Genomic DNA, 15,570 nt, shown 5'->3' with positions numbered 1-15,570 from the left:
AGCGAATACCAATCTCTGGGGATGTCCCATCGTGGCATGCACGCCGCAGATATTGACCCGCGGCAAGATGCCCTTGACCTGATGCCGCTGCCGGCGGCATCAGCCTTTATTTTTCGGCCAGCAGCACCTGGGCATCGGCGACCAGCGGCTGGGCACCGGCACCGTAGCGGTGGTAGGCACGCAGGCGGCCCTGGGGGTCGTACATGTACAGACCGGCCGTGTGGTCCAGGGTGTAGGCGCCGGGCACCTTGCCTTCCACCTTGCGGAAGAACACCTTGAAGTCCTTGGCCACGGCCGCCACCTGTTCGGGGGTGCCGGTCAGCGCCACCATGCTCGGGTCAAAATTGCCCACATAGGCCTTGAGCACTTCCGGCGTATCGCGTTCCGGATCCAGGGAAACAAACACCCCTTGCAGCTTGTCGCCCTGGGCGCCCAGCATCTGCTTGACCTCGACCAGTTCCTGCAGGGTGGTGGGGCACACATCGGGGCACTGGGTGTAGCCGAAGAACACCACGGTCACCTTGCCGGCGAAATCCTTGATGGAGCGCAGCTTGCCGTCGGCGTCGGGCAGCGGGAAGTCCTTGGCGTACTCGGCCCCTGTCACATCCACGCCCTGCAGCTTGACTTCCTGCTGGCGCGAACAGCCCGCCAGCCCCAGGCCCATGCCGGCCACCAGTCCTGCGGCCAGCAGGCCTTGCAGCATCCGTCGTTTGTCCATCCTGATCCCTCTCGCAATGGGCGGGGTCAGCGCACCGCCAGCCAACCGGGGCATGGCTGGCTGACCCACCATGAAAATACAAAATGCTGCGTGCTGCCACCACCGCCCTTGCGGCAGGCGGCGCACCCAGCCTGGATGGCAAATCCTAACCCGAGGGTCGCACCATGCTCCGTGATGGTGCGCATTTCCGGAGAGACTGGCAGCTGCGCAAGGGTTTGGACGGCCGCAGGCAGCCCCAGTTCAGCGCCCCGGCTGGTCCCAGGAGGAAGACGCCCGTAGCAGGCGCTCCAGATCGCGCTTGGCACGGCCAGCGCTGCTGCGCTCCATGCCTGCCGGCAGGCGCATCATCCAGTGGCCTTGGGGGTCGACGATGTACAGATGCTCCTCCAGCGCGTGACCCGCCTCGGGCTGCAGCCACTGCGCCACCTGCGCACGCGGCAGGCGCAGTGCGCTGCCCTGCTCCAGGGCCGGGCGCAGGGCCGCATCGGGCTCCACGGTATCGGTCACCAGCCAGACCCAGTCCAGGCGCTCCTTCTCGCGCCCCAGGCTTTCGCGCAGCTGGCGTTGCAGGTACAGATGCTCGGCACAGCGGCCTTCACAGGCGCCGCCGGCCACGCTGACCAGCAGCCACTGCCCTTGCAGGCTGGCCAGGGGCACCGTGCTGCCATCCAGGCGCTGTCCCTGCACATCGGGCATGGGGTGCTGCGGATCGATCAAGGTCCCAAAGCTGCTGCGTCCTTCGGGACGGACCACGTAGTAGGTGAAGTAGGACGCGATCACCGGGGCCGCGCAGACCAGCAGCACGGCCAGCATCTTCCAGCGGCCGCTGCGGGTGCGCGCCGGATCGGACACGCCGGCCTCCGGCAGGCTGTGCACGGTCAGGCCCAAGGGCTTGGGAGCAGACGATTCAGGGGGCATGGGCAGCATCAAAAGAAGCGCGGCGCAGCGGCCGCAGGATCTGAAACCACAGGTACAGCAGTGCGACCAAGGCGCACAGACCGAACCACTGGAAAGCATAGCCGTAGTGCTTGGACACCCCGGCATCCGGCACCGGCCATTGGCGCAGCAGGCCTTCGGAGGCAGCGCCGGTCTGCACCACGCTCCACGGGGGCAAAGCCAGCCCCGTCTGCTGCGCATAGGCCGGCAGGTCCAGGTTCTGGCGGATACGCGCAAACTCGGCAGTGGCCGGCTCGGCCCCCAGCGCATACAGCTGCGAAGGCGCTGCGGCGATGCGGCCTTGCACCTGCACCAGTCCCTCTGGCGTGGCCACCGGTGGCAAGGCCGTGCGGTCCTGGAAATTGCGCGGCACCCAGCCGCGTTGCACCACCACGGCACCGCCTCCCTCCAGCAGCAGCGGGGTCAGCACATAAAAACCCGGCCGGCCCTGCATCTGGCGGTTGTCCAGGTAGACAGTGTGTGCGGCTTGCCAGCGTCCGGTCAGCTGCACGGGGCGGTGCAGCCAAGTGGACGGTTCGCCGGCATCGTCTGCCGCAGCCCGCAGTGCCGGCCAGTCGGCATTGCGCAGCACCGGCTGCGCGGACTGCAGCGCGATGGCAGTCTGCAAGGCCTCTTTCTGCGCCGCGCGGTCCAGCTGCCACCAGCCCAGTCGCGCCGTCAGGGCCATGCACAGCACCGCGGCGAGCAGCACCACCCATCCACGTATTCCCTTGGGAAGCCACCTCACACTCACCCGATAATGCCTTTCATGGGATACCTTGTTGCACTGGCCTTTCTGGCCATCATCGCCAGCCTGGGAACAGCCCTGTTCTTCATGCTGCGCAAGGACGACGACACGCCGTCGGACAGCGAACGCGGCCGCCGCATGGCCCGTGCGCTGGCAGTGCGCGTGGGCCTGTCGATTGCCCTGTTCCTCTGCCTGCTGCTGGCCTGGAAGCTGGGCTACATCCAGCCCACCGGATTGCCCTTGCGCTCCTGAACACTGCTTGCGGCTGGGGCCTGCGCATCCCTCGCTGCGCAACGCAAGGCTGCCAGCCTTTCGCCCCGCCATTCTGAATGCGCTGTCCCTTCAAGCGACTGACAGCCCCGGCACGGACCGCACTTGCGGGCACCGCCACAGGCAGGGCGATCGCCCTGCCTGGTTCCGACTCACATCCAATACACCAGCACGTAGAGGAACAGCCACACCACGTCCACAAAGTGCCAGTACCAGGCCGCGCCTTCAAAGCCGAAGTGGCGCTGCGCCGAGAAATGGCCGTTGTGCAGCCGCAGGGTGATCACCAGCAGCATCAACATGCCCACAAACACGTGGAAGCCATGGAAGCCCGTCAGCAGGTAGAAGGTGGAGCCGTAGATGCCGGAGTTGAGCTTGAGATTCAAGTCCGAGTACAGGTGGTGGTATTCATAGCCCTGCACACACAGGAAGACAAAGCCCAGGATCACCGTGGCCCACATGAAGGCGATGGTGCGGGCACGCTGACCGGCGCGCAATGCGTGGTGGGCAATCGTCAGCGTCACCCCCGAGGTCAGCAGCAGCGCGGTGTTGATGGTGGGCAGCCAGAACGGTCCCACGGTCTGGAACGGCTCCACCGTGCCCGCCGGCGAGGTGGTGGCGCCGGGCGAGACCGAGGGCCAGGCGGCCTTGAAGTCCGGCCAGAGCAGCGAATTCTCGAAACCGCCCAGTGCCGGCACCGAATGCGCACGCGCCCACCACAGGGCGGTGAAGAAGGCGCCGAAGAACATCACTTCCGAGAAGATGAACCAGCTCATGCTCCAGCGGTAGGACAGGTCGATCTTGCGGCCGAACAGCCCGGCCTCGCTCTCGCGCGCCGCATCGCGTATCCACTGGTAGAGCACCACGCCCCACCAGACCAGGCCCAGCAGCACCGACCACATGCCCCAGCCGTGGCCGTTGATCCAGTTGCCGGCGCCCAGCACCACGAAAAACAGGCCCGCTGCCGCCCAGATGGGATGGTGCGACACGCCGGGCACGTAGTAGTACGGCGTTGTTCCAGGGGTCGATGCACTCATGACTCAGCTCCTGTCGTTTTTTGCGAAGGCCGCAGCACGCTGCAGCAGTTGTTGTTCTGTCAGCTCACCCATCTGACCAGGGCGATCAGCCCCAGCACCAGCACAAACACCGCCACCAGCCCCACGGCGATCACCTGCAGCGGCTGCAGCTGTGCAAAATCCCGCTCGTACTCGCTGCCCTTGCGCACGCCCAGCAAGGCCCAGGCCACGGCCTTGATCGAGTGCCACAGACGGTGCTGCTGTCCGGCGGGGGGCGGTACGGTCATGACTGCTCCTTGCCGGTGACCACGCTGGCCACGGGTGCGGGCGGCGTCTTGCCCCCCACTTCAAAGAAGGTATAGGACAGGGTGATGGTGGTCACATCCTTGGGCAGCTTGGGATCGATGACAAACGCCACCGGCCATTCCTTTCGCTCCCCCGGCTCCAGCACGTACTGGTTGAAGCAGAAGCACTCCAGCTTGTTGAAGTGCGGCGCGGCATTGCGCGGTGCATAGCTGGGAATCGCCTGCGCCGCCATGCGGTGGTTCTGCACGTTCTGGAATTCATACATCACCGTCGCCAGCTCGCCCGGATGCACCTGCAGCGAACGGCGTTCGGGCTTGAACTCCCACGGCCCCCGCGCATTGGCGTCGAACTCCACGGTGATGGTGCGGCTGGTGTCCACCTGGGTGTTGGCCGGCACGGCCGAGGAATTGCCCGGCACCTGCCGCTCCGACACGGCCAGCACATTGATGCCCAGCGCCTCGCACACATGCTTGTAGATCGGAATCAGCGCATAGCCGAAGGCAAACATGCCCACGGCCACCACGGCCAGCTTGCCCACCATCCGGAGGTTGTCGCGGTGCACGGCCATCATCCCTCCTGTGCGCAGTCCACTGCGCATTGACACGGCGCCTGCCGCTGCGACCACCGGCGTGCCCCCGCCACAGGAGGGCCACCCGGGACGCTCCCGCAGCGCAGGGTGGCATCCCCCCAAGGGACGGACGCGAAGCGGTGCAGCGCAGTGTGCATCTCAGTGCAGCAAGGCCATCTTGGCCACAAAACCGACAAAGAACACGGCCGCGATCGACGCCAGGATCAGCGCCATGCGCAGGTTCTTCTGGCGCTGCAGCTGGTAGGCCGTGGTGCGGTCGTGCAGACCGGCCGAAGGTTTGGAAGGAGCGGTGTGCATGGCTTATCCAATCACGCGGGTTGCGGTGGCGTCCAGTTTGGGCGGGTTTTCGAAAGTATGGAAGGGGGCAGGCGATGGCACTTCCCACTCCAGGCCTTCTGCCCCGTCCCAGGGCTTCTGTGGTGCCGGCGCACCGTGGCCGCGCATGCCGGGCCAGACCACAAAGACAAAGAAGTACACCTGCATCAGGCCAAAGCCGAAGGCACCGATGGAGGCCAGCATGTTGAAGTCGGCAAACTGCATCGGATAGTCGGCATAGCGGCGCGGCATGCCGGCCAGGCCCAGGAAGTGCATGGGGAAGAACGTGATGTTGAAGAAGACCAGCGAACCCCAGAAATGGATCTTGCCGCGCAGCTCGGAATACATCACGCCGTTCCACTTGGGTGCCCAGTAGTAGTAGCCGGCAAACATCGAGAACAGCGAGCCCGCCACCAGCACATAGTGGAAATGCGCCACCACGTAATAGGTGTCCTGCAGCTGGGTGTCGATGGGCGCCATCGACAGGATCAGCCCCGTGAAGCCGCCCATGGTGAACACGAAGATGAAGCCCACAGCAAACAGCATGGGGGTTTCGAACGTCATGGAGCCGCGCCACATGGTGGCCACCCAGTTGAAGATCTTCACGGCCGTGGGCACCGAGATCAGCATGGTGGCGTACATGAAGAACAGCTGGCCGGTGACCGGCATGCCCGTGGTGAACATGTGGTGCGCCCACACGATGAAGGACAGGATGGCAATGGCCGCCACCGCGTACACCATGGAGGTATAGCCGAACAGCTTCTTGCGGCTGAAGGCCGGCACGATCTGGCTGATGATGCCGAAGGCCGGCAGGATCATGATGTAGACCTCGGGGTGGCCGAAGAACCAGAAGATGTGCTGGTACATCACCGGATCGCCCCCGCCCGCGGGGTTGAAGAAGCTGGTGCCGAAGTGGCGGTCGGTCAGCGTCATGGTGATGGCGCCGGCCAGCACCGGCATCACGGCGATCAGCAGGTAGGCGGTGATCAGCCAGGTCCAGACGAACATCGGCATCTTCATCAGCGTCATGCCGGGAGCCCGCATGTTCAGGATGGTGACGATGATGTTGATCGAGCCCATGATGGAGCTGGCGCCCAGGATGTGCATCGCAAAGATGCTGGTGTCCATCGAGGGGCCCATCTGCAGCGTCAGCGGGGCATACAGCGTCCAGCCTGCGGCCGGTGCGCCACCGGGCATGAAGAACGAGGTCACCAGCATGATGGCCGCCGGAATCATCAGCCAGAAGCTGAAGTTGTTCATGCGCGCAAACGCCATGTCCGAGGCGCCGATCTGCAGCGGAATCATCCAGTTCGCGAAGCCCACGAAGGCCGGCATGATGGCCCCGAACACCATGATCAGACCGTGCATGGTGGTGAGCTGGTTGAACAGCTCGGGGTTGACGATCTGCAGCCCGGGCTGGAACAGTTCTGCGCGGATCAGCAGCGCCAGCACGCCGCCCACCATGAGCATGGTGAAGGCGAACAGCAGGTACAGCGTGCCGATGTCCTTGTGGTTGGTGGCATACAGCCAGCGCTGCCAGCCCGTGGGCTGGTGGTGATGGTGGTCATCGTGCGCGCCATGGTCATGGTGGCCGCCATGGACATCGACCTCGGGGCCCGGGGTGTGGGAAGGGGGGTATACGGCGCTCATAGGAATGTCTCCGGTATTCACTGCCTGCTGCGCATCACTGCGCGGCCACGATGTCCACACGACGGGCCTGCTGATCGGCCCCGGCACCTGCGGTGATGGTGGTGGGCTTGTGCAGGGCAATGCGCTCCTGTGCCACACCGGCATCCGTCAGGGCCTTGGCCACGTTCTGCGCGCGCTGCTTGGCCAGTTCGGTGTTCTGGTCGGCATTGCCTGTGGCATCCACAAAGCCCGACAGGGCCACCTTGCTGTCGGCATGCGCTTTCAGATACTCCGCAGCCTGGGCCACCACGGCCTGCGCCTCGGCATTCAAGGCCTTGTCGCCCGTGGCAAAAAACACCTGGTAGGGCTGTGGTGTGGCAGCACCCGCCCCCGTCACAGGTTCTGCCGCAGCGGGCGGTGCCGCGCCGGGGGCGACCGCTCCGCCTTCGGGGAACTTGCCGCCCCGCGCATCCTTGAACTGCGCAGGCTGGATCAGCTGCCCGGTCTTGTTGCTCCAGTGGTTCTTGGCGAAGGTCAGCACCGCGGCCAGCTCCACATCGCTGAGCGCCTTCCACGAAGGCATGGCACCGTTGTTGCGCCCTTCCAGCACCACATGCATGGCTTCCGCCAACGGCCCCAGCACCACCGGGCTGCCATCCAGTGCCTTGATGGGACCAGCCCCCTTGCCATTGGGCTGATGGCAGACCGCGCAGTTGGCGGCATAGACTTTTTCGCCGCGCGCAATCAGTTCGTCCAGCTTCCATTCCTTGTTGGGATCGTCGCGCTTGGAGGCGGCCTTCTTGGTTTCCTCCTCCACCCAGGTCTTGTACTGGTCGGACTGCAGCACCTTCACATGGATGGGCATGTAGGCGTGTTCCTTGCCGCACAGCTCGGCGCACTGGCCGTAGTAGTCGCCCGGCTTTTCCGCCTTGAACCAGGTGTCGCGCACAAAGCCGGGAATCGCATCCTGCTTGATGCCGAAGGCAGGCACCATGAAGGAGTGGATCACATCGTTGGCGGTGGTGATGATGCGCACCTTCTTGCCGGCGGGCACCACCAGCGGCTGGTCCACCTTGAGCAGGTAGTCGGGCGGCGCATCCTTGACATTGCCGCTGTTGGACAGCACCCGGTGGCTGGTGTCCAGCGTGGAGATGAAGCTCAGCCCCTCGCCCTCCCCTTTCAGGTAGTCATAGCCCCACTTCCACTGGTAGCCCGTCACCTTGATGGTCAGGTCGGCATTCGTGGTGTCTTTCTGCGCCACCAGCACCTTGGTGGCCGGCAGGGCCATCAGGATCACGATGATGAAGGGCACGATGGTCCAGGCGATTTCCACCGTGGCCGATTCGTGGAAATTGGCGGCCTTGGCGCCTTGGGAGCGGCGGTGCTTCCAGATGGAATAGAACATCACCGCAAACACGGCCACGAAGATCACCGTGCAGATGCCCAGCATCATCCAGTGCAGAAAATGCTGCTCCTGTGCGATGCGCGTGACCGGGGGGTGCAGATTGAGCTGACGCACCGCAGGGCCGCCGGGCAGGTCCTGGACCGCATAGGCCGCCTGCGCCATCCAGGCTGCAGCGGACATCATCGTGAGACGCAGGGGCCGAAAGGGGATGCTTTTCATAGTTCTCGCTCAAGTCTTAGGCCACTAGAAACAGGGAACCTGGCAGGCAGGGGGCTACAGCCGCACACCTGCGCGCACTCAACTCAGAAAAACCAACCAGCGCAGCGCCGCCCGCTCCCACGGGTGCGCCCACATCGATCCATGCCTGCACGCAGGCCGACCGCAAGCTGCAGCGCCACAGCCTGTGCCGCCGCAAAGAAAATAGTGGATGAAGCAGTGCCGACGCGTTTCCAGGAAGCTGCCTGAAAAGCCCGAGAAGACGCCCTCTGCGTCGCGTGAAACTTCAGCATGCAGGCCTGTGCGCGCGCAGGGCGCAGGCCCGACTCCAAGGCAATGCGAAACACCAATTTTTTCTCCTGACGGCATGCGGCCGTGGGGGCCCTCTCCCCAGCCTGGAGTCATGCGGTCTGGAGAAAAGCTCGTGTGTCAGTGGTTGAAAAAATTGTAGGTCGCTTTGCGTGGAATCAAAGGGGTATAAGCGCCTTTTGTGTTATCGCAAACCCGTGTTGCGACCTTGCCGCAACATCGCCCGCATATCGTCCAACGGCACACTGCTTTCCCCGGCCGCACGGACCCGGGGTGCTGGCTTGTAAGCATGGCCGTAGACCACTTCGAAGGTCAACGCCAGCTGTCCATCCTGCTCCTGTAAACGCAGCGCGCCATCCAGCAATTGATGGAGGTCAAGACGCCATTGCCGTCCACGCAGGCCAGCAAAGCGCTGCGGATGCAGATTGCACCCCAGCTCGCGCAATTCCTGCAGCAGACGCTCGGGCGAAGCAAAGGTCAGCGTGATGCGCTCCATGTCCATCACCGGCTCCGCAAAGCCGCTTTGCACCAGCATGTCGCCCCAGTCGTGCATGTCCGTGAAGCTGTGGCCCGCCGCCGGCCAGCCCGCCTGCTGGTAGGCGTCGCGCAGCTCATGGGCCGTGTCGGGCCCCAGGCAGGAAAACATCACAAAGCCATCCACCGCCAGGGCCTTGTGCCACTGCGCCAGCAGGGCCAGTGGGTCTGCCGCCATGTGCAGCTGCATATTGGCCCACAGCATGTCCACTTCCTGCCCGGCAGCCGGCAGACCAAAGCGGGGTTGCTTGCCCGCCCAGCGCTCCATGCTCCACCAGGCCTTGCCCAGCGCCTTGTGCGCCGCTTCGGCGCGCTGCGCCTGCGGCTCATGCACCCAGGACTGCGCTTGCGGATAGCGCTGTGCCACCAGTGCGTGCGCCTGCAGTCCGCCGCGTACCGGCTCCCAGTCCAGCCACGACTGCGGCGGCTTGGCCATCCACTGCAGGCGGTCCTGCATGCGGCGCGCCACCTCTTCGTGCAGCCACGGCGATGCCGCAGGCGCCTGGGCCTGCCAGCGGGCGGCGGCAACGGGGTCGATGGTGGGCGGCAGAGCAGTAGACATGGAACAACAGATGGGGAGGCAATCGGACAGTCGGCGCACATCCGGCATGACGGTGGCGCTGCGGGCGGCAGTATATTGATTCCATGCGTCTGCACATCCCGGCATGGCTATCCGCCCGCATCCCCAGCCAGTGCCTGGCCTGCGGCAGCTGGCCCGCGCAGCCGCTGTGCGCACAGTGCCAGGCGCGTTTTGCACAGCATGTGCCACGTTGCCGCAGTTGCGCCCTGCGCCTGCCGGATGCACACGCCGGCGCACACTGCGGGCAGTGCCTGCGCCACCCGCCGGTGCTGCAGCACTGCCTGGTCGCCGTGGACTACGGCTATCCCTGGGCCTTGCCGCTGACGCAGTGGAAACTCCATGCCCAGCCGGCCATCGGCTGCCATCTGGCGCAATGGCTGCAGCAGCACGCCGCCTGGCCCGCGCTGCGCGATGGCTGTGCACTCACCATCCCGATTCCGCTGTCCCCGCAGCGCCTGCGCAGCCGCGGCTACAACCAGGCGCTGCTGCTGGCCCGCGCGCTGGATTGCCCGGCCATCCAGCCGCAGCTGCTGCAACGCACGCACGACACGCCCACCCAGATGCGCCAGGGCCGTGCCGCACGGCTGCGCAACCTGCGCGGCGCTTTCCGCGTGCCACCGCAACACCGGGGCCTGTTGGATGGAAAAACCGTGCTGCTGGTGGACGATGTCATCACCACAGGCGCAACCTTGCAGGCCGCCGCACAGGCCCTGCTGGCCGCAGGGGCCGGCCAAGTGCATGCCGTGGCCCTGGCCCGCACGCCCTAGCCCCCTACCTCACACCTGCGCCATAGGGATGCGCACCACAGGGACGGCGGTCACAGCGGACAATACGCCTCTTATGTTCCACATTGTTCTTGTTGAGCCCGAGATTCCACCGAACACGGGCAACGTCATCCGCCTGGCCGCCAACACCGGCTGCGATCTGCACCTGATCGAGCCCCTGGGCTTTTCCATGGAAGACCGCCATATGCGCCGCGCCGGGCTGGATTACCACGAATACGCCCCGGTGCGCCGCCATGCCGACTGGCAAGCTTTTCTGGCCGCCATGCAGCCCGCGCCCGAGCGCATGTTTGCCATGACCACCCATGGCAGCCGCCCGGCCTTCGATCTGGCCTTCCAGCCCGGCGACTGGCTGGTCTTCGGCTGCGAAACCCGGGGCCTGCCTGCCGACCTGCGCAACAGCTTCCCCGAAAGCCAACGCCTGCGCCTGCCCATGGTCGCAGGCCAGCGCAGCCTGAACCTGTCCAATGCGGTGGCGGTCACGGTGTTCGAGGCCTGGCGCCAGAACGGTTTTGCCGCCCCCGCCGGCCAGACGGCCGGCTGAGACTGCGACAGCACCGCTTCGGTGCACGATGCCTGAAGTGGTGCAAAAGTTCCGCCTCATTGACAATGAATTCGAAACAATGAGTCGTAAATTTACATGCTTATCTTCATAAATGGAACGATCTACAGTTCATCCATACGGTAACGCCACAGCGCCACACCGGAAGTTGAACGAAAAGGACATTCCATGAAAAGCATTCACACCCTCAGCATCGCCGCCGCTCTGGCCCTGACCGCACTGGGCAGCCAGGCCGCCGGTATTTCGGCTCCCGTGGGCGAACAAGGCTGGCCTCCTGTGGTGGAAAGCCACAGCACCCTGACCCGTGCGCAGGTGCAGGCTGAATTGCAGGATGCCCGCCAGAACCACCGCATGGCCGTGGCCGAAGGCGACCAGCTGCAACTGCGTGCCGATGAACTGGCCACCCGCTCGGCCGTGAGCCGCGAGGCCGTGCGTGCCGAAACCCTGGCCGCCATCAAGGACGGCAGCATCGTGCACGGCGAGCTGTAAGCCCCAGCCCGCACATTTGCCTCCTGGCAAAAGCGCCCAAAGCAAAGCCCCGCTGCCTGCGCAGACGGGGCTTTTTCATGGGATCAGAAAAAAAGAATGCGGCGGCGTTCAGCCCTGGGCAGCACCGTGGCTGCGGCTCAGCGACTCGGCCACGCATACAGGCTTGTCACCGCCTTCACGCTCCACCGTCACGCCCCAGGTCATCTGCATGCCGTCGGGCTGCACCGGCTCGGCCGCCAGCAGTTTGATGTGGGCACGCAGCCGGCTGCCCACCGGCACGGGGGCGGGAAAGCGCACCTTGTTCAGACCGTAGTTCACGCCCATCGTGGCGCCATCCACCGTCACCGTCTGCTGCATGAACTGCGCCAGCAGCGACAGCGTCAGATAGCCGTGGGCCACCGGTGCACCAAACGGCCCCTTCTTGGCCCGTTCGGGATCCACATGAATCCATTGGTGGTCGCCCGTCGCCTCGGCGAACTGGTTGACCTGCTCCTGGGTGATGGTGATCCAGTCCGTCACGGCCACATCCTGGCCCACGGAAGCACGCACATCGGCGTAAGAGGCAAAGCGTCGTTTCGTCATGCAGCCCACTGTAGCCACCAGGCCGCGCAGGCTTTGTCGGTCACGGGACAGTTGAGGGAAAGCCCCAGGATGCGGCCTTCGCTACAGGCCAACCGCGCATGCAGCGCTGGCCTGGGTACCGGTGCGGTCAGTGGCCGGCGCCACGCTGCACAAAGAACAGGCCGATCCCCACCAGCATCAGCAAACCGCCAAAGACGCGGTTCTGCCAGCGCATGGCTTCGGGGCTGCGCATCCAGCGGCGCAGTGCACTGGCACTGCCGGCGTAGCCGTGCATCACCACCATGTCCACGCCGATGCAGGTGGCCGACATGATGGCCAGCTGCAACCACAACGGGCGCTGCTCGGTCAGAAACTGCGGCAGCACCGCCACCATGAAGATGATGCCCTTGGGGTTGGTGGCATTGGTCAGAAAACCGGCCAGCACGCGATGGCGCCAGGTCAGGGCCGGAGCGCCCTGGGCATGGCCGATGTCCAGACCGTTGCCCACGCTGCGCCACTGGCTCCAGCCCAGATAGATCAGGTAGCAGGCCCCCAGGATCTTCACCGCCGCAAACGCCCATTCCGAGGCAATCAGCAAGGTGCCCACGCCGCCGCCGGCCACCAGCAGAATCAGCAGCAGGCCCAGTTGCAGGCCACACACCGTGGCGCTGCTCTTGCGCAGACCGTAGTTCAGCCCGTGGCTCATGGACAGCACCGCGCCCGACCCCGGCGACAAGGCAATCAGCCAACACGCCATAAAGAAAGCCCACCACGTCTGCACATCCATGCCACACCTGCCCTGCCATCGCCACACCGCATTGCCACGGCAATGCACCAAAGCGGCGCATCTTACGCCTGCCCCGCATGGCGTGCTGGCGCCCGGTGCGACACGGACCCGTGCGCGGCTGAATGCCGCGGCCAGCGCGGCCCACTGCCCCCGTGCTACGCTGCCGGCCATGATCTTCAACCCTTCGCAAGCGGACGTGCGACGCTTCTTCTGCAGCGTGCGCGCCAAGATGAAGAGCGAATCCCCCATGGAAGCCATCGAGACGCTGGCCAGCCTGTGGATTGCCGAACACCCTGAATACTTTGCCGAGCTGGACGATGTGGACGCCGCCGTGGCGCGCAACTACGACGCCGAGCCCGGCCGCACCAACCCTTTCCTGCACCTGTCCATGCACCTGTCCATCAGCGAGCAGTGCAGCGTGGACTCCCCCCGCGGCATCCGCCAGGCTGTGGAACTGCTGGCCCGCAAGCGCGATCTGCATGACGCCCACCACGAAGTGATGGAATGCCTGGGCACCATGCTGTGGGAAAGCCAGCGCAGCGGCCGTCCGCCCGATGGCAACGCCTACGTGGCCGCGGTGCAACGCCGCGCCACCCAGGACTGAGCACCAAAGCACGCCCATCTGGCAACACGCTGCTGAACACCCCAAGGCAAAGGCTGCCGCGGCGCACACCAGGCGCTGCCGCAGCCTTTTTCATGCCGAGCATGCGCCGAGCGCGCCAAGACAAAGCCCGCACAAGGCGGGCTGTGGGGCTGGGGGCTACGTGGCTGTGAGCCCATGCCGCCGGGCAGCGGCCTTCTCAGCGAAAGCGTGATTCCGGCACCGTGTGCAGATCGCCTTCCAGCGAGCCGATGTAGCCCGCCAGCTGCTTCAACTCCTGCAGCGTGAACTGCTTGGCAATGCCGGCCATCACCCCGTTGCTGCGCCCCACCGTGCCCTTGCTGGCATCGCGCTGGTAGGACTTGAGGGCGGCATACACATAGTCTGCATGCTGGCCCGCCACCTTGGGATAGGCCGGATCGATGGGCTTGGCAAAGCCTTCGCCATGGCAGGAGAAGCAGGCACCCTTCTGGATCAGCGCCGCCACGGCAGGTGCCGGATCGTGCGTCTTGGCCGCGCCGGCAGAACCGGCTGCAGGCGCGTTCTGGCCGGCATAGAAAGCGGCCACATCGGCCATGTCTTGCTCGGTCAGCGAATCCGCAATGCCGCGCATGGTGGGATGGCGGCGGTCGGCCTTTTTATAGGCCGCCAGCGCGGATTCGATATAGCGTGCACTCTGGCCCGAAATCTTGGGCACTTTGTACACCTCGGGAAAACTGGCCTGGTAGCCTTCGATACCGTGGCAGCCTATGCACATGGCCACCTTGTTTGCGCCCGCCTGGGCGTCTCCCTTGATCTCCTGGGCCGATGCTGTGAAGGTCACAGAAGCGACAACCAAGACCCCTATCGTGGACAGCTTTTTGTTCATTGCGCGCACAATCCTTGGGAAGTTTTAGCTGGGATTTGGCTCACACAGATTCATTATGGCGAGAACCGTCAAGCGCCCTAATCAATGTTTACGCTGATATAGACCATGAAATTCCAAGGCACCGAGAACTACGTCGCACCCCAGGATCTGATGCTGGCCGTCAACGCAGCCATCACGCTGCAGCGTCCGCTGCTGGTCAAGGGCGAACCCGGCACTGGCAAGACCATGCTGGCCGAGGAAGTGGCCGACGCGCTGGACATGCCGCTGTTGCAGTGGCACATCAAATCCACCACCAAGGCCCAGCAAGGCCTGTATGAATACGACGCCGTCAGCCGTCTGCGCGATTCGCAGCTGGGGGATGAGAAGGTCAAGGACATCCAGAACTACATTGTCAAAGGCGTGCTGTGGCAGGCCTTCACCGCCGATCAGCCCGTGGCGCTGCTGATCGACGAGATCGACAAGGCGGACATCGAATTCCCCAATGACCTGCTGCGCGAACTCGACCGCATGGAGTTCTACTGCTACGAGACGCGCGAGATGATCCGCGCCAAGCACCGCCCGGTGGTATTCATCACCTCGAACAACGAAAAAGAGCTGCCCGACGCCTTCCTGCGCCGCTGCTTCTTCCACTACATCAAGTTCCCCGAAGCGGACACCATGCGCCAGATCGTGGACGTGCACTTCCCCACGCTCAAGAGCGAGCTGCTGACGGCAGCGATGAAGAGCTTCTACGACATCCGCAGCATCCCGGGCCTGAAGAAAAAGCCGTCGACCTCCGAGCTGATCGACTGGCTCAAGCTGCTGCTGGCCGAAGACATTCCGCCCGAAGCCCTGCAATCGGCCGACAGCAAGGTGGCCGTGCCGCCGCTGGTGGGTGCGCTGCTGAAGAACGAACAGGATGTGAGCCTGTTCGAAAAGCTGGTCTTCATGAACCAGCGCAACCGCTGAGCACGCGCGCAAAGGGCATACCCGCTGCCGCCCGTCCACCCGCCCTGCTATGGTCAAACGTTCACCATACACACAGGGAGACAGACCATGAGCACTGCCAAGAAACTGCTGCTGGAAGGCGTCAGCGACGCCGTGGGTTTCATTGCGGGCGCGCTGGCCGGCTACGGCCTGGGCCAGGCGGCGGGCTGGAACATCTTCGATGCCGGCTACGGCGCAACCAGCCTGCTGGGCATTGTCTGCGTCGGTCTGGGCGGCGGCCTGGGCCTGCAGCTGGCACGGCGCTGGCGTGCGGCCCGTGCCCAGCGCGCGCAGGCGGCGGAACGTCCCTGAGTGCACCACCCAGCCAGCTTCTGTCAGCTTCCGCGCGCGAGAATGTCTGGAACCGATTGTTGGAACCCCACACC

The 15,570-nt window shown here is 64.8% G+C and carries 20 protein-coding genes; 7 read left to right on the top strand and 13 right to left on the bottom strand.

The window, feature by feature from the left end; all coding sequences use genetic code 11:
• Positions 1-106: 106 nt before the first annotated feature.
• The 3 genes from QM470_RS19395 to QM470_RS19385 form a co-directional block, all read right to left on the bottom strand.
• Positions 107-718, bottom strand: a complete 612-nt coding sequence (locus QM470_RS19395) for an SCO family protein (protein ID WP_218332773.1) — start codon at positions 716-718, stop codon at positions 107-109.
• A gap of 240 nt (positions 719-958) precedes the next feature.
• Positions 959-1,645 carry an SCO family protein gene (locus QM470_RS19390; RefSeq protein ID WP_502846860.1) on the bottom strand — a complete coding sequence of 229 codons (687 nt, stop codon included), beginning with the start codon at positions 1,643-1,645 and terminating at the stop codon, positions 959-961.
• A complete protein-coding gene (locus QM470_RS19385; protein WP_283340415.1) occupies positions 1,626-2,342 on the bottom strand; it encodes an SURF1 family protein in 717 nt (238 codons plus the stop codon). The genes QM470_RS19390 and QM470_RS19385 overlap by 20 nt, the downstream gene beginning before the upstream one ends.
• An 81-nt stretch (positions 2,343-2,423) precedes the next feature.
• Here QM470_RS19385 and QM470_RS19380 point away from each other — a divergent pair, with 81 nt between their 5' ends.
• Positions 2,424-2,654 carry a twin transmembrane helix small protein gene (locus tag QM470_RS19380; RefSeq protein WP_098066335.1) on the top strand — a complete coding sequence of 77 codons (231 nt, stop codon included), beginning with the start codon at positions 2,424-2,426 and terminating at the stop codon, positions 2,652-2,654.
• 170 nt (positions 2,655-2,824) lie between these two features.
• Here the strand turns inward: QM470_RS19380 and QM470_RS19375 are convergent, their stop codons facing one another.
• From QM470_RS19375 to QM470_RS19345, 7 genes are all read right to left on the bottom strand, one after another.
• A complete protein-coding gene (locus tag QM470_RS19375) occupies positions 2,825-3,706 on the bottom strand; it encodes a cytochrome c oxidase subunit 3 (RefSeq protein WP_066539570.1) in 882 nt (293 codons plus the stop codon).
• A 59-nt stretch (positions 3,707-3,765) separates the two neighbouring features.
• Positions 3,766-3,972, bottom strand: a complete 207-nt coding sequence (locus QM470_RS19370; protein WP_066539573.1) for a DUF2970 domain-containing protein — start codon at positions 3,970-3,972, stop codon at positions 3,766-3,768.
• Complete coding sequence (locus tag QM470_RS19365) at positions 3,969-4,559, bottom strand: cytochrome c oxidase assembly protein (protein WP_066539838.1); 591 nt, start codon at positions 4,557-4,559, stop codon at positions 3,969-3,971. The genes QM470_RS19370 and QM470_RS19365 overlap by 4 nt, the downstream gene beginning before the upstream one ends.
• A gap of 159 nt (positions 4,560-4,718) precedes the next feature.
• Positions 4,719-4,817 carry a cytochrome oxidase small assembly protein gene (locus tag QM470_RS19360; RefSeq protein WP_225608779.1) on the bottom strand — a complete coding sequence of 33 codons (99 nt, stop codon included), beginning with the start codon at positions 4,815-4,817 and terminating at the stop codon, positions 4,719-4,721.
• Positions 4,818-4,880: 63 nt separating this feature from the next.
• Positions 4,881-6,545: a cytochrome c oxidase subunit I gene (ctaD, locus tag QM470_RS19355; protein ID WP_218332777.1), complete on the bottom strand. Its 1,665-nt coding sequence runs from the start codon at positions 6,543-6,545 to the stop codon at positions 4,881-4,883.
• A 34-nt stretch (positions 6,546-6,579) separates the two neighbouring features.
• On the bottom strand, positions 6,580-8,148 hold the full coding sequence (gene coxB / locus QM470_RS19350; RefSeq protein ID WP_283340399.1) for a cytochrome c oxidase subunit II: 1,569 nt from the start codon (positions 8,146-8,148) through the stop codon (positions 6,580-6,582).
• Positions 8,149-8,638: 490 nt separating this feature from the next.
• Positions 8,639-9,550 (bottom strand): class I SAM-dependent methyltransferase, encoded by a 912-nt coding sequence (locus QM470_RS19345; protein WP_283340398.1) that lies wholly within the window; start codon positions 9,548-9,550, stop codon positions 8,639-8,641.
• A gap of 83 nt (positions 9,551-9,633) precedes the next feature.
• Between QM470_RS19345 and QM470_RS19340 the strand changes: the two genes are divergently transcribed.
• The 3 genes from QM470_RS19340 (at position 9,634) to QM470_RS19330 (ending at position 11,401) form a co-directional block, all read left to right on the top strand.
• Positions 9,634-10,335: a phosphoribosyltransferase family protein gene (locus tag QM470_RS19340; protein WP_283340397.1), complete on the top strand. Its 702-nt coding sequence runs from the start codon at positions 9,634-9,636 to the stop codon at positions 10,333-10,335.
• A gap of 73 nt (positions 10,336-10,408) precedes the next feature.
• The gene (gene trmL / locus QM470_RS19335; RefSeq protein ID WP_283340396.1) at positions 10,409-10,894 is read left to right on the top strand and encodes a tRNA (uridine(34)/cytosine(34)/5-carboxymethylaminomethyluridine(34)-2'-O)-methyltransferase TrmL; all 486 of its coding nucleotides are present in this window, start codon (positions 10,409-10,411) and stop codon (positions 10,892-10,894) included.
• A 186-nt stretch (positions 10,895-11,080) separates the two neighbouring features.
• Positions 11,081-11,401: a DUF4148 domain-containing protein gene (locus tag QM470_RS19330; protein WP_283340395.1), complete on the top strand. Its 321-nt coding sequence runs from the start codon at positions 11,081-11,083 to the stop codon at positions 11,399-11,401.
• 108 nt (positions 11,402-11,509) lie between these two features.
• Here QM470_RS19330 and QM470_RS19325 read toward each other — a convergent pair whose 3' ends face one another.
• Together QM470_RS19325 and QM470_RS19320 are read right to left on the bottom strand one after the other, a co-directional pair.
• The gene (locus QM470_RS19325; protein WP_283340394.1) at positions 11,510-11,983 is read right to left on the bottom strand and encodes a MaoC family dehydratase; all 474 of its coding nucleotides are present in this window, start codon (positions 11,981-11,983) and stop codon (positions 11,510-11,512) included.
• A 127-nt stretch (positions 11,984-12,110) separates the two neighbouring features.
• Complete coding sequence (locus tag QM470_RS19320) at positions 12,111-12,749, bottom strand: LysE family translocator (protein WP_283340393.1); 639 nt, start codon at positions 12,747-12,749, stop codon at positions 12,111-12,113.
• 172 nt (positions 12,750-12,921) lie between these two features.
• Here QM470_RS19320 and QM470_RS19315 point away from each other — a divergent pair, with 172 nt between their 5' ends.
• Positions 12,922-13,353 (top strand): DUF1841 family protein, encoded by a 432-nt coding sequence (locus QM470_RS19315; RefSeq protein WP_218333153.1) that lies wholly within the window; start codon positions 12,922-12,924, stop codon positions 13,351-13,353.
• Positions 13,354-13,549: 196 nt separating this feature from the next.
• Here the strand turns inward: QM470_RS19315 and QM470_RS19310 are convergent, their stop codons facing one another.
• Positions 13,550-14,218 carry a c-type cytochrome gene (locus QM470_RS19310; RefSeq protein WP_283340392.1) on the bottom strand — a complete coding sequence of 223 codons (669 nt, stop codon included), beginning with the start codon at positions 14,216-14,218 and terminating at the stop codon, positions 13,550-13,552.
• Between the two features lie 105 nt (positions 14,219-14,323).
• Here QM470_RS19310 and QM470_RS19305 point away from each other — a divergent pair, with 105 nt between their 5' ends.
• Together QM470_RS19305 and QM470_RS19300 are read left to right on the top strand one after the other, a co-directional pair.
• On the top strand, positions 14,324-15,166 hold the full coding sequence (locus QM470_RS19305; protein WP_218332782.1) for an AAA family ATPase: 843 nt from the start codon (positions 14,324-14,326) through the stop codon (positions 15,164-15,166).
• An 87-nt stretch (positions 15,167-15,253) separates the two neighbouring features.
• Positions 15,254-15,496 carry a hypothetical protein gene (locus QM470_RS19300; RefSeq protein WP_218332783.1) on the top strand — a complete coding sequence of 81 codons (243 nt, stop codon included), beginning with the start codon at positions 15,254-15,256 and terminating at the stop codon, positions 15,494-15,496.
• The last annotated feature ends 74 nt before the right edge of the window (positions 15,497-15,570 follow it).

It is taken from the genome of Comamonas sp. 17RB (assembly GCF_030056555.1).
Classification (GTDB): Bacteria; Pseudomonadota; Gammaproteobacteria; order Burkholderiales; family Burkholderiaceae_C; genus Comamonas; species Comamonas terrigena.
Note: the sequence above shows the minus strand (reverse complement) of the source record. Positions and strands in the feature narration are given on the sequence as shown.